At 44.0% G+C, this 1,670-nt stretch carries 1 protein-coding gene and 1 pseudogene; both read right to left on the reverse strand.

Annotated elements, in window-relative coordinates; genetic code table 11:
• Nucleotides 1–705: pseudogene (locus tag DWY55_RS21745) on the reverse strand (ribulokinase); the annotation flags it as partial.
• 11 nt (nucleotides 706–716) lie between these two features.
• Nucleotides 717–1,670 (reverse strand): glucose/galactose MFS transporter (locus DWY55_RS21750; protein WP_120178406.1); only part of this gene is annotated, 954 nt, incomplete at its 5' end.

Consider the following 1,670-nt stretch of genomic DNA (forward strand, 5'->3'; position numbering starts at 1 on the left):
CATTTCCTTCAAGGCCGGATTAAGTTCTTCGAGAACTTCGCCGGAAGGAAGACCCCAACTGGCATGCCACATTGCTTTATGTCCAGCAGCACAACGGCTACGAAAGATCTGTTCCGGAATAGTGTTACCAGTTACTAATCCGGTCATCCAATCACAATGTTCTACCCAAGCATAAGCAGCATCCTTTATAGCGACGTTTGTGTTGATAATATGTAAAACCTTTGACCATACCCATTCTGATGAATAAGTACCACCTTCATAAAGTAAATAATCAAGGTTACGTTTATTAATCAGTGCGTTGATTTGCTCAGCTTCTCGAACAGCTGTATGATCTTTCCAAAGAATAAACATAGCATCCGGTTCTTCTGCAAACTCGGGACATAAAGCTAATGGCATTCCTGCCCTATCAGTTAAAGCAGGAGTACTACCAGTTGTGTCAAAACATAATCCACAAATAGAAGCAATCTCTTCTTCCTTCAAATCAGATAAGGCTATATGTACAGCCTCTGTCATGGATTCAATATAATCCAATGGATGTTGGCGATAGCGATTGTTGTGTGCATCGCAGTAAAGCCCCGCTTTCCAACGGGGGTAAAAACTTACCCCCGTAGCCATTTCACGGCCAGTATATGTATCCACTACCAGTGCACGACAAGAATCCGTACCAAAATCAAGACCAATAACGTATTTCTTGTTTGATTCCATACTCTAAAGCATTATTTGGTTGTTAACTCTTGTTTTCTTGCAATGAAGAACCCATAATAGGCAATCACTGCAAAAGCAACGGCCGGTACAGCATATGCAGCCATAATACTACCTGTCTGGTCGGAGACAATACCCTGAATTTGGGTCAGAACGGCAGCACCGGCAATAGCCATTACCATGAATGAACCGCCGATTTTAGTATCATCCCCCAAACCTGTAAGACCAAAACCATAAATGGTCGGGAACATCAATGACATACATCCGGAAATACCCATCAGGCAATAGACGCCGAAACTGCCCTTACCGAACATGGCACCCAAACAACACATTACAGCAAGAAGCGCAAGTCCTATCAAGAGTTTATAAGCTTTCACGTACTTCATCATTGCAGTGCATACAAACCTCATGGTCACAAAGAGAATGAGCGACATGATATAGTAAGTGGCCGCAGCCTGTTCTGCCGTACGCGGCAGCAAGTCATCCAATCCAAGCCATTCACAACAATTATAGAATGCGGCAGCTACCGGTTCCACTCCCCGTAATGCATTTACAACAGCATCTGCAGAAGCGGCTTCTCCTAAAGAAGCCAATACACCGTCAAAATTCAGCTGTACCATAGCATAACGGATTACGAATGACCATACGGCTATCTGTGCACCAATATTGAAAAATTGTGCTATTACACCCCATACATAATTCTTATTCTTTATAAGACGACGAAGAGTGGCACCAAACTCTATTTTTTCACCTTTTTCACTAAGATTGGGCATTCTGGTAAGCCGGATGGCAAGCAAGAGCACCAACATCACCAGACCAAGTACCACATAAGCAGTAGTAACAGCATTCAATTCCTGCCCCTGGATGGCGGCTAGTTCCTCAGCCGGAAGTTGGGCACGCTCTGTCGCCGTCATTCCATTCAGTTGTGAGAGGATGAAAATCTGACTGATCACCACTCCCGTAATCGC

It is taken from the genome of Bacteroides sp. AF25-38AC (assembly GCF_003602995.1).
Lineage (GTDB): Bacteria > Bacteroidota > Bacteroidia > Bacteroidales > Bacteroidaceae > Bacteroides > Bacteroides uniformis.